Origin of the sequence: Niabella aurantiaca DSM 17617 (genome assembly GCF_000374125.1) — a bacterium.
Lineage (GTDB): Bacteria > Bacteroidota > Bacteroidia > Chitinophagales > Chitinophagaceae > Niabella > Niabella aurantiaca.
In genome coordinates this window covers 858,825-873,888 of sequence record NZ_KB893625.1, presented here as the reverse complement: position 1 = coordinate 873,888, position 15,064 = coordinate 858,825, and the positions used below count along the sequence as shown (strand labels likewise).

General features: G+C 49.2%; 9 protein-coding genes. All 9 read right to left on the bottom strand.

The genetic code is table 11. The features are described from left to right. Positions 1-4 precede the first annotated feature (4 nt). The gene (locus B160_RS0103725) at positions 5-1,030 is read right to left on the bottom strand and encodes a 6-bladed beta-propeller (RefSeq protein WP_018626528.1); all 1,026 of its coding nucleotides are present in this window, start codon (positions 1,028-1,030) and stop codon (positions 5-7) included. A gap of 10 nt (positions 1,031-1,040) precedes the next feature. After that, entirely contained in the window at positions 1,041-2,489 is a 1,449-nt protein-coding gene (locus B160_RS0103720; RefSeq protein ID WP_018626527.1) for a DUF1501 domain-containing protein, read from the bottom strand. A 118-nt stretch (positions 2,490-2,607) separates the two neighbouring features. Continuing rightward, positions 2,608-4,932: a PSD1 and planctomycete cytochrome C domain-containing protein gene (locus B160_RS0103710; RefSeq protein ID WP_026309503.1), complete on the bottom strand. Its 2,325-nt coding sequence runs from the start codon at positions 4,930-4,932 to the stop codon at positions 2,608-2,610. A gap of 547 nt (positions 4,933-5,479) precedes the next feature. Beyond that, positions 5,480-6,739 (bottom strand): glycoside hydrolase family 27 protein, encoded by a 1,260-nt coding sequence (locus B160_RS28340; RefSeq protein ID WP_018626523.1) that lies wholly within the window; start codon positions 6,737-6,739, stop codon positions 5,480-5,482. 45 nt (positions 6,740-6,784) lie between these two features. Next, complete coding sequence (locus B160_RS0103695; RefSeq protein ID WP_018626522.1) at positions 6,785-8,299, bottom strand: sulfatase family protein; 1,515 nt, start codon at positions 8,297-8,299, stop codon at positions 6,785-6,787. A gap of 133 nt (positions 8,300-8,432) precedes the next feature. Continuing rightward, entirely contained in the window at positions 8,433-9,926 is a 1,494-nt protein-coding gene (locus B160_RS0103690; RefSeq protein ID WP_018626521.1) for a sulfatase family protein, read from the bottom strand. Positions 9,927-9,963: 37 nt separating this feature from the next. Beyond that, positions 9,964-12,630 (bottom strand): glycosyl hydrolase-related protein, encoded by a 2,667-nt coding sequence (locus B160_RS0103685; protein ID WP_157557868.1) that lies wholly within the window; start codon positions 12,628-12,630, stop codon positions 9,964-9,966. A gap of 57 nt (positions 12,631-12,687) precedes the next feature. After that, a complete protein-coding gene (locus tag B160_RS0103680; protein ID WP_018626519.1) occupies positions 12,688-13,386 on the bottom strand; it encodes a DUF5017 domain-containing protein in 699 nt (232 codons plus the stop codon). 17 nt (positions 13,387-13,403) lie between these two features. Further along, positions 13,404-15,056, bottom strand: a complete 1,653-nt coding sequence (locus B160_RS0103675) for a RagB/SusD family nutrient uptake outer membrane protein (RefSeq protein ID WP_018626518.1) — start codon at positions 15,054-15,056, stop codon at positions 13,404-13,406. Between the last annotated feature and the right edge of the window lie 8 nt (positions 15,057-15,064).

Below are 15,064 nucleotides of genomic sequence, written 5' to 3'. Positions count from 1 at the left end.
ATTTTCACACTACCCGTTCTAATTTATAAGGATATACTTTCCCTGAATTCCATTGTGCTACATACAGGTTATCTTCATTATCTATGCAAACATCGTGTGGATGTTCAAAGGCATTGACGGTTTGATACATTTCCTTTAACCGGCCGTCTATGTACTCAGGCTGATTGCCAGCCAGGTTGGATATTACTTTATTGTTTCTATCCAGGATCGTTACAAACCCCGATTTCCCGGATGGCTGAGATTTGCTTTTCAGTACCGCCGCATATAAATAATCGTCTTTAATCACCGGCCTGCACACCCACGCGCCCGGGAGCTCAATGGTATCTAAGTATACACCCTCCATGGTATATCGCTTCAATGCATTTTGTTTTCTTGAGGTTACCATCAAAACCGGCGTACCCACGCGCCTGTCCATACATATCCCGTGGGCATTTAACAAGTTCCCGGCGCTGGCGCCCCGGCCTCCGAAATGCCGGATGTATTTGCCTTTATAGTCGTACTGTATCACAAAATCTTTTCCATACCCGTCTGCCACATAAATATCCCCATTGTCTGCGATGGCTGTTTCAGTGGGTATATATTCTTCGGCCCTGGTATAACTACCGGTTTCCTTAGGATACTTCAATGTCAGCAGCACCCGGCCGTCGATGGTGGTTTTGATCACCTGGTGCCGCTTATTATCACAAATAAACAAAATGTCCTCCCCTCCCTCGTTAAAGAGCGTAAGCCCATGTGCCCCGGGATATTCGGTACCCCAGGATTTTAAGTACTTACCATTTTTACTATAAAAAATAACATTGTTATGGGTATCATTGGTCAGCAGCAAAATACGACCTTTGCGGTCCTGCACCATTTCATGACAATCGTCTACCGGGTATTTCGAGACATCGGCACGGCTCCACCTGGTGTCCAGCCTGTACCGTTTATCGCCCTGTCCCAAAATCACCTTATTTTTAATCAACCATTCCGGCATGTATAAAGCGCCCATCGTGCCCAGGGCGGTATATTGAAGAAAGGTTTTCCTGTTCATCTCATTTTAGTTAAGCAATTAAATCTTTTACTACCTTACCGGACACATCGGTCAGCCGGTATCTTCGGCCCAAATGTTTATACACCAGCTTTTCATGATCGAGCCCCATTAAATGAAGCGCGGTAGCCTGGAAATCGTGCACGTGAACGGGATTGGAAACAATATTATACCCAAATTCATCGGTTTCGCCATATACGCCGGGTTTTATGCCACCACCGGCCATCCACATGGTAAAGCACCGCGGGTGATGATCGCGACCATAATTGTCTTTTGTAAGGGTGCCCTGGCAATAATTGGTGCGCCCAAATTCCCCTCCCCAGATAACCAGGGTTTCATCCAGCAGCCCCCTTTGCTTCAGGTCGGTTACCAGAGCGGCCGAAGCCTGGTCGGTATCCATACATTGCCCCCTCATTTGCTCAGGCAGGTTACCATGCGAATCCCATCCCTGGTGATACAGCTGCACAAAGCGCACGCCGCCTTCAGAAAGTTTTCTTGCCAGCAGGCAGTTGGCGGCATAGGTACCGGGTATCAGGCATTCGGGGCCGTAAAGCTTGATAATGGACTCGGGTTCTTTGCTAAGATCGGTTACTTCTGGCACGGCAGTTTGCATGCGGAAGGCCATTTCATATTGCTGTACCTTGGCTTTGATTTCGGGGTCGCCCGCCTCGTCATAGCCTTCATTATTTAATTCGGAAAGGTGATCCAGCATATTCCGGCGCTCTTCCTTACTCATACCATCGGGATCTTTTAAATAAAGCACCGGGTTTTCTCCATTGCTAAACTGTACGCCCTGGTGAATAGAGTCTAAAAACCCGTTTGACCAGAGTTTGGAATATACGCCCTGGCCATTGCCCTTACCCTTAGAAAGCAATACACAAAATGCCGGTAGATTTTTATTTTCACTTCCCAAACCGTAACTCAACCAGGCGCCCATACTCGGGCGGTTCCCAACCTGTGCCCCGGTTTGAAAGAAGGTCAATGCCGGGTCGTGATTGATGGCCTCGGTATACATGCTTCTTACAATACACAGGTCATCCACAATGCGCGCCGTATAAGGAAGCAGTTCGCTAACCCAGGCCCGGCGCTCACCATACTGATCAAAGGAAAACAAGCTGCCTGCTAAGGGAAATTTCGATTGCCCCGAAGTCATCCCGGTAAGGCGCTGACCCTGGCGCACCGATTCGGGAAGATCCTGGCCCTGCATTTCCCGCAACTTGGGTTTGGGATCAAATGTTTCGAGCTGTGAGGGACCTCCATTCTGAAAAAGGTAGATGATCCGCTTTGCCCTGGGTGCAAAATGCGGCAAGCCTGAAACAATCGCCTCTTCTGCATCTTTTGCTGAAAAAAAATCGGGTATCAATAAACTTCCCAGGGCCGCCCCGCCGATACCCATCCCCAGGTTGGTGAGAAACCGGCGGCGATTTATATTTAATCCATGTTCCAGCTGTTCTTTTTCCATATCTTTTTTTTTTCGAATCGTGACGGTTCTTTCATGCTCAAAAAACTTAGAAACCTGGTGCCCGCCCGGTTTCCGGACGAACGGGCCTTTGTGGCGACAATTTCAGATTGATATGACCCTAGGTTCTAACAATAGCCTCCTCCATATTATAGATCATATTGATCACACGCATGAGCGCTGCTGCCTTTACAGTGTTGGCCGCGCTTCCGTTATGGGAATATTCCCCCACATCTATTACATTTTTAACAGCATTACGATCCTGGTCAAATAAGTCGAGCTGCTGTTTATAGTACCTGTTCAGTATATCCAACTCGCTGTCACTCGGGGTTCGGCAAATAATTCTTTTAAATGCCGTGGTAATCGCTTCATTAGCGTTTTTTTGTTTTTCGGAAAGGGTTTCCCCCAAAACCCTCGAAGCTTCCAAAACGGTTGGATCGTTCATCATCACCAACGCCTGCAATGGAGTACTGGTCTTTAAACGCTGCACCTCGCACTGATCCCTGTTACTGGCATCAAAAATGATCATGGATGGGGGCGGAACGGTCAACTTAATAAAGGTATAAATACCTCGCCTGTATAAACTGGTTCCTTTATCCTGCCGGTAAACCCGAAGCGATCCCCTTCCCGAAGTGGCACTTTCCCAAAGTCCTTTCGGCTGATAAGGTTTTACACTCGGGCCGCCAATTTCTTTCACCAGCAGCCCGCTGCTGCCCAATACTACATCGCGTATCGTTTCTGCCGGCAACCTGATGCGGGAGGCCCGCGCATAGTACAGGTTCTCGGGATCCTTATCCAGATGCTCCTGTTTAATTGCCGACGATTGCCTGTAGGTGGCCGAGGTTACTATTTTCTTGATCAGCCTTTTAATATCCCAGTCATGCTCCATAAAATCCGCAGCCAGCCAGTCGAGCAACTCAGGATGGGTGGGAAGATTGCCCTGCATGCCAAAATCGCCTACCGATTTTACGATGCCTTTGCCAAAAAACAGCGCCCATAGCTGGTTTACAAATACACGGGCCGTTAGCGGGTTCTTTTTATCGATGGTCCATTTTGCCAGGCCCAGCCTGTTTTTGGGGTATCGGGTCGTGTCATACTCCATTACAGCCGGCAGCGCCCCGGCGGTAACTACTTCTCCGTGCTGATCGTAAACGCCCCTTTCGAGGATATAGGTGGTACGCATCGAGTCCCTCAGTTCTCCCATCACCGATACCTGCAGCATGCCCGTGTCTTTCCTGTTAATAAAGGTCAGCAGGTTTTTAGTATCATCATCCGATATGTATAGAATCGGGGTTTTGGCAGGCTGAGAGTTTACCAGGCCCTCCAGTCCTTTTTCCCGGCTGTTATTAAAAAATGCAAACATTTTATAATAGTCCTTCTGTGAAACAGGGTCGTATTTATGATCGTGGCACTGTGCACATTCAACCGTAAGGCCCAATACACCCTTTGTATACGTTTTTACTTTATCAAGGTTATACTCAACCCTGTATTCTTCGGGAATAACGCCCCCTTCCTCGGTATATTTATGATTGCGCAAAAAAGCGGTGGCCAGTATCTTTTCTTTCGATGAATCGGGCAGCATATCCCCCGCAAGCTGCCAGGTAAGAAACTGGTCATAGTGCATATTTTTGTTAAATGCATAAATCACCCAGTCGCGATAAGGCCATTGCGTTCGGCGGTCATCATCCTGGTAGCCATAACTGTCGGCGTACCTCGAAACATCCAACCAGTGAATAGCCATCTTTTCTCCATATTGAGGGGTTGCCAGCAATTTATCTACCATTTTTTCATAGCTGGCTTCCGTTTTATCCGCTTCAAACTCTTTTTGCAGGGCCAGGTCGGGCAGCAGGCCTGTAAGGTCTAATGAAACTCTTTTTAACAATGTTTCCTTATCCGCTTCTTCATTGGGTTCAAAATTTTTGGATTGCATTTTAGCTGCAATGAAATAATCTATTTCATTTATAGCCCATTCATTATTATCTATTTCAGGCAAAGGCGCTTTTTGCGGCGTAATAAATGCCCAGTGTTTTTCGTAGGGGGCGCCCTGTTCAATCCATTTTGTCAGGATGGCTATTTCATCCTCGTGGAGCAGGCCTAAATGAGATTCCGGCGTAGGCATCTGGTAGGCCTGGTCCGTAGAAGTAATTCTTTTAATCAGCTCGGACTCCCCTGGTTTCCCTTCAACAATAGCAAAAGCCCCCTTGGTTTCTTTCAATGGCGCTTTCGCAAATTTCTCAATATCCAATCGTAAACCTGCCTCCTGCTTGTTTTTGTCGGGACCGTGACAGGCAAAGCATTTATCCGAAAGAATAGGACGTACATCGTAATTATAACTGATCTTATTCTTTGCAGCGGTCTTTCCAAAGCTATTCCGGCACCCCGGTGTTAAGAAAAATAGCAGGCAGCCCACAAGCAAAACCATCAATATCGTAATTTTAAGCTTCATTACAATAGCAAGTTATAAAACATCAAAAATTGAAAATCATTTCAGCTCGCTGCAACTGAAATCCCCTATTTAAGAGACGACACATGACCCTTTATACTATTGTTTTAGATATTTTTAACAAAGCTGGACCGAATATACTCCTGAAAAATTCCGTTCAACCCATCCAAAGTTGTTCCATTCAGCGAATTGTACGAAAGAATTGAATAGGTTTGGGGATTGATTTTCCTTCATTTTCCTGCTTTTTGCAGTACCTTTAATTTCCCAGGACTTTGAGCAGAAAGATCGTACTGCTCCTTACCATCTTTTGGCAGGTAATACAATTGGTATAATTTTTTTAGGAGCAGAATACCGCAGCTTCCAGCCGTCGGACGTAACAAGGGCCGGTCCCATAAAGGCTGCAAAGGCAATGCCGCGCTTATGCTCAATCCTTGGCGCAATTCCTTTTTTAATTCCGCCAGGTAAGAAATACCGTTTTTTTATCCTTCAGAGGAACATGTAAAAGGTCGGCCGCCTAGTTATAAAATCATAATTGCGAAACTGCAGAACTTTATCTTTTTCCCGTCTTCTCAAAACGGATCAGCCGGCAAGTGTGCGGGGCTAAGCGAGCGCTCCATTTCTTCCTGAACAGCCCAAGGTCTTCCTGGGCTATAACATCACGGGCGGCCGTGTTGCCCTTTATGCCCAGCTTCCGCAACCGCACAGTGATCTGATGCTGCGCCTTTGTATCCAGGTTCAGCAACAACAGCACAGCGCTGCCGTCTTCCATCTCTTTCTTCCATACCTGGTAACCGGGTTTCTTTATCATCAGCCGCCCCTGCCCCGCCCGGTCCTGGTCAACTGCGATGAGCTCTTTGTTTAACAGTAAGGTTTTTTCCCGGGGATCCATATTCCGGGGATCATTGCCCAACATTAAGGGTGCATTCATGATCGCCCATAAGGCGAAATGCGCCTGTTCTTCACCGGCAGTAAGTCCCTGGTTGCCGGTCACCAGCATATCCGGATCGTTCCAGTAACCGTTGCCTGCATATTTTGCAGATGCATTGTTGATCTCGGCGCAGGCCATCACGGATAAAAAACTTTTGCTGTTGTCCCGGCTGGCATCATTGAATACGGCACCGGAGGGGTTTCGTTTGGACAGGATATCGCGCGTGGTCCGCGACATATTCCCCAACGCGGGATTCCAGGGCCGGAATTGATAGGCACTGATGCTGAAAACAATATCGCGCCCACACTGATGAAGCAGCCGGCTCCATTTACTGTAAACCGTCTTAATGGTCGGTTCGCTCCAGCCGGTCCTCCCAATCGCACATTGTTTGCAGGGATCTTCTTTCATCCGGCACAGGTCGAGCTTTATAAAGTCAATACCCCAGTCTGCAAACTGTTTCACCTGCAGCGCTTCCTTTCCATACCCGCCAACCGGGTTGCCGCCGCAGTCATGCGTACCCGGCACCGTGTGCAATCCCAGCTTCAACCCTTTGGCATGCGCATAATCCGCAAGGGGTTTAATGCCATTCGGAAATCTTACCGGGTGCGGCCGCAAACGGCCGTCTTTGTCCAGTTTTTCATCCCGCCATCCGCCATCAATGATCACGTATTGATACCCGGCATCGCGGAGCCCGTTTGTTACCATGGCGTCTATTACTTCATATACAATTTTCTCATTGATGCCCTCCTTACCAAAATAGTTCCAACTGTTCCAGCCCATCGGCGGATGCGGCGCCAGCTCCGGGCGAACCTGTGCGCTGCCCTGTATTGCAGCCGTAAGCAACAGCCCCAGCAGCAGGGGCCTGGTCCTGTATTTTTTCATACTTAAGATAGTGGTACGCTTCGTTTATTTTTTTTGTTCCCCTTTTCAGGGAACATATCCTTTTCTTGTTGGCTTTTGTAAAAGATCCTCCAGGATCTTTTGCATCCCGGCTACCCTTTGAGGATCGGCTGCAGCCTGGTTGTTTTGCTCTTTTATGTCCCCGGCCAGATCATATAGCTGCGGGCGTCCGGAAAGCCCGGTGGGTATGGTTTTATTTTGCAGCCAGCCCGGTGTTGCGCCCGACCGGGGTGCAATATATTTCCATTGCCCCTCCCGCAATGCCATCGTAAACGATTCTTCCAGCATCACCCGGCGTCCTTTTGCGGTTCGTCCCAGTAACGCTTCCAGCATATTTTCGCTGTCCGGCGCTTCATTGGCCTGCAAGGGCTCCCCCAGCAATGCCGCAAAGGAAGCATAAAGATCTACCTGGCTGATCATTGCCGCACTGGTGCCGGGCTCTATCCTTCCCGGCCACCATAGGATTGCCGGCACCCGGGTACCCGCCTCATAAGCGCTGTATTTACCCCCCGAAAGCCCGCCTGCGGGGTCGTGTGTTCCGGCAAGCCGCACAGCATCATCGCTGTAACCATCATCCAGCACCCCGCCGTTATCGCTGGTAAATACGATGAGGGTATTATCTGCTACTCCGTACTTTTCAAGGATCTTCATCAGCGCACCTACGGACCCATCCATCTGTACAATGGCATCACCGCGGGAGCCCATTTTTGTTTTCCCTTTAAAACGGGGAGCCGGATCGCGGGGCACGTGGATATCTGTAAATGAAAAATATAAAAAGAAGGGGGCTTTCCGGTTCTTTGCAATAAATGTATCTGTTTTCCGGATGAGCCTATCTGCCATTTCCTCATCTTTCCAGAGCGCGGCTTTTCCACCGGTCATATACCCGATCCGGCTGATGCCATCGGTAATGGTATTGCTGTGCTGTGTGTCTGCGCCAAATTTCAGCAGGTCCGGCCGTTCCAGCCCGGTGGGCCAGTCGCCGATCTTTTTTTGATAATCGACTTTGATCGGATCGCTGGGATCCAGGTTGGCCACTTTATGATCTTCCACGTACACCGTGGGCACCCTGTCCAGTGTAGCCGGAATGATAAAGGAATAATTGAACCCCACTTCGAGGGGCCCCGGTTTCAGCGTCCCGTTCCAGTCGGGCGTGCCATTGCCCAAACCCAGGTGCCACTTACCGATGACGGCGGTCTTATACCCTGATCGTTGAAACATGCCGGGCATGGTGGGTGTTCCCGGCCGGATGAGCAGGGGCGCATCGCCGGGCAATATCGCGGCATTGTTCCTGAAAGCATAGCTGCCTGTTAACAGGGAAAACCGCGATGGCGTGCAGGTGGCTGCCGTTGCATGTGCATCGGTAAAGCGCAGGCCCTGCGCTGCCAGCTGGTCAACATTGGGCGTTTTTACGGCTGTGGCCCCATAACAACCCAGGTCACCATAGCCCAGATCATCTACATAAACAACAATGACGTTCGGCCAATGTTCAGACGACTTTTTGTTTACTGCGTTGCAGGCCGTCAGGAAGACCACCCATGTCATTAGGCAAAATATGCGTGATGTAAATGAATGCATCATGGTATATAAAAAGACTTTTTTATCCGCATGGAATCAGGCGGCTGAGCGCGGTACAATACTAACGCAAGCCCGCATGCCCGGTAGATTTCTTTGTGATCTAATATTGTGCGGGATGTTTCCAGTCGCCAAAAGGATGTTTAACCGTGCGCTTCAAAGGCACCTGCATTCCCTTTGTTGTTTCCAGCCAGTCAAAAAGATCTCCCGTTAGCTGCCCTGCCAACTCCTCATACTCTGGTTTACCCATCAGGTTCATTTTTTCATCGGGGTCTTCCTGCAAGTCGTACAATTCGTTCTGATCCCAAACACCCATGTAACGGATCAGCTTATACCGGTCTGTTCTTACTCCGAATACCGTGGGCGTCATCGGGTAATCATATTCCCAATAATATTCATAAAAAATCTTTTTGCGCCAACCCATGGTATCTCCTTTCAGCAATTGTATAAAAGATCTTCCGGGCATATAATCCGGCTTTTTAAGACCGGCAAGTTCCAGAATGGTGGGGGCGATATCAATGTTCTGTATCATCTGCTTTACAATCTTCCCGCCTTTTAACAGCCCCGGTGCGTAAACAAGAAAGGGCACTTTTACGCTCTCCTCATAAAAATGCCGTTTATCGATCAGTCCATGTTCACCCCAGCTAAAACCATTATCGCCCATATAAACCACCATCGTATTTTGATTGAGGCCGTTTTTCTTCAGGTAATCCATAATAGTGCCCACGCTTTCATCAACGGCCATCAGGGTTTCGCAATAGGTCCGGACGATTTCGCCGATATCCTGATGCGAATGGTAAGGATAATCTACCCCGTGCCAGCTGTACCGCTGCTGTTTTACCCATTCCGGCCAGCGCAATGTCTTGTAGTCATCGTTCAGCGTTTGATAATAGGTAGAGGGCAACCGGTATTCCCTGTTTTTGTACAAGCCCTTATGTCTTTTTGCCGGGGCTAAGGGAGAATGCACAGCCTTATGAGAAAGATACAAGAAGAATGGTTTGCCCTTATCCCTTTTATCCAGCCAATCAATGGCATGTTCTGTTAACAGGTCCGTGATGTATGCTGAGTCCCCATAGGCAACCTTCTTCCCGTTGATATTTAATTCCGGGTTGTAATAGATACCCTGTCCTTTAAAACTTTCCCAGTGATCGAACCCCGGGCGTGGATACGGGTCTGCGATGCCCATATGCCATTTGCCAAAAAAAGAAGTCTGGTATCCAGCCTGCTGAAGGTATTGAGGAAAATAAACCAGACCCGAAGGTTCGCCCGCAAGATTGTCTACAATGGTATGCACATGCGCATACATACCTGTAAGGATGGAGGCCCTACTTGGCGAGCATAATGCGGTTGTTACAAAGGCGTTCTCAAAATATGCTCCTTCCCCGGCCATCCGGTCCATATTGGGCGTCTTCAGCCAGGGAAGTTTCCCGGTGAATCCCATAAAGTCGTACCGGTGATCGTCTGTAAGGATAAAAACAATATTCATTTTCTTTGCACCGGCAACGGCTTTTAACCTGCTTATGGTGGTTTGGGGCTGCGCGCCTGCAAAAAAAATAGCGCCAGCCAGCAATGAAATGATGATACCTGTTCTTTTCATATGTGTATCTCTTTATTTATAAACCGGACCCGTTTTGTCACCTGGAAGGCGCTCCGCCGATCGTTTTCACATGAACCCGATAGGTGTTGATCTGCATCGGTTCAAACCCCGCAACAAATTTGTTGCCCGATGCCTGTAGCCGTTGCAGGTTGCGTTCCAGATGAGTTGTTTGCCAGACGCCCACTACCGGACTGGCGAACAGGACGTCTGCGTTCGTATGCCGTGAGCCCAGGTTCCAGGTGCGTAGTATTACTCCCTTTTTTATTCCTTCTTCTGAGGGTTTAAGGCCCCAGAGCAATACACCGGGATCGCTGATCTCCAAAAAAGAATAAGAAAGCGGATACATGTCCTGCCCGCCGGTTACCCAATGTGTAATAAAAGGATTCTGATGTTCCAGTGCAAACTTCATGGCATTTGCCGCATCAAATGGCGCCGAGTGTGCTTTTACCGCAAAATGATACCTAAAATCTTTTTGCCCGTTTTGATTGTAGATCCCCATGACAACGGAATCTCCGTAAGGCTTACGGTACCGGTCGATCTGTCCCCCGGCCAGCGCCTGCAGCTGCGGGCTGCCGGAGCATAGTGAATCCGGCGTACTATTGCCCAGTTTAAAGAAGCTGCAATCCAGGTTGGAAAGGGTCAGACCGGAATGCAGGTCTGTCAGGTCTGCAAAATGATTAAAGGTCTGCCAGTCGTAACGGGCATTCTGATCTGCATAATCCCCACCCCGACTTTTTTTATCGACAAGCAAAATAGCACCCAGCTCTTCATGATGCGTTTCGGGCTGATCAAGATCCAGCGAAAACGCCCAGGTTTTTACATCGCCAAAATTTTCCTGAATGCCGTCTTCAATCGTTACCCGGTCAATTGTTGTAAACAGGGTCACCCGTATCGTATGCGCCACCGGGTCCGTGCTCTGCGCCAGCAGGGTTACAGACACCGGGCCTGCATTTTCAGCAAACAGGGGCTGCCCGTCATGGATATCCGAAACGCCGATGTCGTTGAAATAATGGCCGGCAAAGGGTTTCACCAGTTCTTTCCCCGACCGTTTATCCATAAACGAAGTAATAGCGCCTGAGGGGCTAAGCCGGATCGCATAATGGTCATTGAAAAAAACACCGTTCTCAAACCTGGCTGCTACGGGTTGTGGTGCCGGGTTTCCCGGCACCATATCAAATACTTTAAACCCAACCGGCGGCACCTGTTCCGCAAGCAGCCGGAGGTAAGACCTTCCCTGTTTTACGATCCGCTGGCTGCGCGCTTCTTTACCGGTTACCACATCGATCACTTTTACCGGTCCTGCTCCTTCGTACTCAATATCAGCCACATCATCCCGTTGCCAGCTCAGCGGGTTTAGCACATAAAACCGTTCCCCGGATCCGGCGGGGATCTGCCGGGCCAGCTCATTGCCCGCAAGATGGAACAGTGTATCACTATATGCAGCGATCTGCCGGCTCAGACTGAGCTGCCAGGCGGCGCGGTCTGCACGGGATACCGGCCCGTCCGCCGTCCAGTTATGCTCCCAATACTTGCCGTATGCCTCCCATGCAGCCTGCTGCACGCTATCGGGCACAGGCCTGAATGCATTGTTTTGCAATGCTGCGAGCGTATAAAGCACTTCTGCGGACCGGAGTTTTTCCAGAGCTCTTCTGACGATCGCAGTGGGCTCCTGCATGGACGCGCTGTACAGATCCCATTCGTTGCCATAGCTAACCGACTCATGCGGTAAGTGCGGATATTTTTTTTCGATGACCTTAAAGAAATCCACCTCATCGGAGACCCGAACCCGCCGGATATTGTTTGTATTATTTTTTGCTGTTTTAATAAAATAAGGTGAAGCATAGGTAGCCAGATTATCCCAGCCATAACCAAATGCGCCCGCAATAGTATAGGGATAACCCAGCGAGTCCGGCTGCCTGCCAATCATACGATCCAGCGTTTTCACCACACCGGCCATGTCTTTCAACGGATGAGCCGATTTCTTTACACCCCGCATTTCTGCATACCCCCCGGGAAGCATATTCCGCGTACCTGTATTGTACCATTTCATTATTACACTTCTGCCATCTGGTCCTGTATACCGGTATAGCTGATGCTGCCGGTACCGTAGCTGTGCACGGGACAACCTGCTGGCGCAGGCACAAACACCCCTCCAGCTATAGCGGGCACCGGCCCCCGCCCAAAGCGAACTCAAACCCAGCGGCAGGGTCTGGTTCTCCATAGCGATGGCCATGGGGAGTTCTACTTTATATCTTTGCTGAAGCCGGCCCGCAGGATACATGCCGCGGAATACGGCCTCCGTGGGCTGCGCGCCGTAGGTGCTTACCAGGTAATTGAGCGGAACGCTGATATGTCCACTGCGCAGGGCTGCAACCAGGCGATTAAAATGCATTGTGTCACGGCACCGTTCATATACCCGCATCCAGTAAGCACCATCACAGTTAAACCGGGCCTGAAAATCGCTGGGAAAGGCCCTGGTTGAATCGATCTGTTGAAGATGATAGTCCAGCATCTGCACCATGGCGCTGTCGTATGCTGTTTCCTTTGCCGTCCACATAAAATCGGTATGATCATCATCGGCAATAAACAGCTCTTTAAGCTGCCCGCAGCAGTTAACAGAAAAAACCATCATCCAAAAACAAGTGATAAAAAAGCGTTGATACAATGCTATTATTTTAAACTGGGCAAAAGATGCAAGGTTCATAATCCCTGTCATCCATTTATAATTCCCGCCACCTGCGATGAAACGGCACAAGCCGGATCATTCCACGGTTATGGTAACCGTTTTTACCTGTGTGTTCCTGTTATATTCATTTTCGTTGGTAACCCGGTTCTTATTATACCCATCCGGCGTAAATTTTTTCCGGCCGACATTCGTCGCCAGCAAACGAACGGCATATGTGCCCACCTCCGGGTATGAGTAACGATATACGACAGGCGCCGATTCCGGATCCAGTGCGGTACCCGCAGCATACCCTGAAGCGGGGGCTCCTGTAAAATGCTCTATAGTAAAATAACCTTGAAGCTGTGGTAAACGGGGATCGTACTGCAGCTCATAGTTGGTAAATTCCAGGACCAGTTCAGTAGGATGGCTCAGCCCGTTATAACGGGTGCCCACGAGACTCCTGATGAAACCGAGCGTGGAATCCTCCAGCAGCCCTGATGCTGCAAGGCTATCGTAGCCCCTTTGCGTGAGGCAGACAACTTCTTTTTCAATATCCTGATCTTTTGTTAAAATATATTTGCTAAATTCAAATTCGTGTCCGGCATCCCCGGTATAAATGGCAAGTCCATCGGCCGCGCCTGTGACGGTAAACGTCACTTCTTCACCCGGTTCAACCGTTGTCTTTGATGCGCTCAGCTCCACTTCAGGAACAGGTGCCTCTCTGCTGCAGGAGTGCAAAAAGCATAGGAGCACCACCATTGTGCTCCAGCCTGCCAGTATCTTTTTTACTTTCATCGCTCGATAGTTTTAAATTAGTTATAGCCCGGGTTCTGTGTAAGCTTGGAGTTGGCTTGTATTTCTTTTGCCGGTATAGGCAGCAGATAATGCTTTTCGCTGATATTGCCCGCCGCCAGGTAAGTCACCTCCGTTCTTTTGGTAACCGGGTTCACATAGGAACCCACGTGCTTCACCGTTTCTATTAAAACACCCCAGCGCTGCAGATCAAAATACCGGGACCATTCAGACGCCATTTCCCGCGCCCGCTCATAAAACAGGTATTCCCGGAATTTTTCATAATTAAAATCCTCCAGTGCAATATCCGGCACCCGCTGGGGATTGGCTGTCAGCACCCGCGGCAGCAGATCCGCATGTACCCCGCCTGCATTGCTGTTGCAGGCTCTTTGCCGCAGCTTGTTTACGGCATCAACGGCCGCTTGGGTAGGGCCATGATTGAGCTCATTTTCCGCTTCCGCCAATACCAGGTATACATCTCCCAGTCTTAATACCGGCACCTGGTTACCATATTCGCCCAGGTAAGGTCCGCGAAGCGGGAACTGGCGCCATTTTCCATAGCCCCAGGCATTTTGCAGATTGTTGGTGGTTTCAATAATTACCGGCTCGCCATTTACCCGTGTAATACCATTGCCATGGACCGTTGTCCATTTCCTCCGTATGGTGTCACCTGCTTCAAAATAAGTAGTACCAAACAATGCGACAGAGGGCTCATTGGTAGCCCCTCCCAGAGCCCGTTCTCCCCGCACACCCAGGAAAACGCCGATCATCGAATTTTCACCTCCCGCACCTGCCCTGTAACGAACGGCAAAAATAACCTCGCTATTGGTATTATCCTGTTTACGCCATACATCCGGAAAATAAGGCTCCAGGGTATAGTGCTGCGCATCGATTACTTTCTGCGCATAGATTTTACTCTTTTCAAAATCCGCTTTCCCGTCCCTTCCGTCCCGCTTTTCAATACTACCCCGGTACAGATATAATTGCGCCAGTACCGTGCGTGCAGCATCCTTTGTGGCATCACCCAGCCGGAACTTTTCTTCCTCAATGGTCTCGTCTCTATCCGGCAGGTGCTGTTCTGCAAATTCCAGGTCACCGATGATCTGTTCATAAACCGTATTTACAGGGCTCCTGGGCAGCTGAATTACCGCAGGGTCCAGCGTGGTGGCACTTGTCAGCGGAAGCGGCACATCCCCAAACATCCTTACCAGGTTAAAATAAATAAGCGACCGCAGAAACAGCGCTTCGCCTTTATACTTATTTTTAAGTACGTCGCTCATAGCAACCTTATCGATGTTATCCAGGAAAAGGTTGGCCCTGTTGATGAGCTGGTAGCTTTCCTCCCAGTAAAATGTAATCTGCGGACTTGCCGCTGTAAAGGAATAATCGGATAAGCCACCGTTTGTATTACCGGCAAAGCATTTTGTAATATCGGTTCCCAGCATTTCCAGCACAAAAAAGCTATAGATCCCTTTCCGGTTAGCGCCCTTATCCTGCAGCGCCTCATATACACCATCCAGCGCAAGCCGGGCCGTTTGCCGCGATTCAAAACTATTTCCCGGTGTAAGAAAGGATTCCGGATGTTCTGTAAGAAAATCCTTATCACAGGAGAACAGGAGTACTGCAGTGAATACTCCGGCAGTTATGAATCTTATATTTTTTTTGATCTGCATCTTTTACA

Excerpts from the sequence above, each read along its gene's own strand:
- B160_RS0103725 (WP_018626528.1), bottom strand. The coding sequence starts at position 1,030 with ATGAACAGGAAAACCTTTCTTCAATATACCGCCCTGGGCACGATGGGC.
- B160_RS0103720 (WP_018626527.1), bottom strand. The coding sequence starts at position 2,489 with ATGGAAAAAGAACAGCTGGAACATGGATTAAATATAAATCGCCGCCGG.
- B160_RS0103710 (WP_026309503.1), bottom strand. The coding sequence starts at position 4,932 with ATGAAGCTTAAAATTACGATATTGATGGTTTTGCTTGTGGGCTGCCTG.
- B160_RS28340 (WP_018626523.1), bottom strand. The coding sequence starts at position 6,739 with ATGAAAAAATACAGGACCAGGCCCCTGCTGCTGGGGCTGTTGCTTACG.
- B160_RS0103695 (WP_018626522.1), bottom strand. The coding sequence starts at position 8,299 with ATGACATGGGTGGTCTTCCTGACGGCCTGCAACGCAGTAAACAAAAAG.
- B160_RS0103690 (WP_018626521.1), bottom strand. The coding sequence starts at position 9,926 with ATGAAAAGAACAGGTATCATCATTTCATTGCTGGCTGGCGCTATTTTT.
- B160_RS0103685 (WP_157557868.1), bottom strand. The coding sequence starts at position 12,630 with ATGAACCTTGCATCTTTTGCCCAGTTTAAAATAATAGCATTGTATCAA.
- B160_RS0103680 (WP_018626519.1), bottom strand. The coding sequence starts at position 13,386 with ATGAAAGTAAAAAAGATACTGGCAGGCTGGAGCACAATGGTGGTGCTC.
- B160_RS0103675 (WP_018626518.1), bottom strand. The coding sequence starts at position 15,056 with ATGCAGATCAAAAAAAATATAAGATTCATAACTGCCGGAGTATTCACT.